A 227-nucleotide genomic window follows, 5' to 3' on the forward strand; every position below is an offset into this window, starting at 1 on the left:
GACGCGGAAGTTGACGGTGACACTCTGTCAACTACGACCACTGTCAACCTTCTCAGTGACGCCCAATCCGGATCCACGGTTGAGGCGTTCTCGGGGCCGAGTTACACCTCGACCTCCGCAGCGAGCTCCGCTCTCACGCTGAACGATGGTGAGGCGCCGAACCTACAGAAGGCGACCCACTACGTCAGCGGTGACAGCAGTATCGGTGCGACGATCGAACTTGTCTT

At 59.5% G+C, this 227-nt stretch carries 1 protein-coding gene; it reads left to right on the forward strand.

From position 1 onward, the window contains the following. The coding region (locus tag EXE42_RS19700) for a hypothetical protein (protein ID WP_206750742.1) at positions 1 to 227 on the forward strand (227 nt) is incomplete at both ends.

The organism is Halorubrum sp. SP3 (assembly GCF_005435195.1).
Taxonomy (GTDB): Archaea; Halobacteriota; Halobacteria; order Halobacteriales; family Haloferacaceae; genus Halorubrum; species Halorubrum sodomense.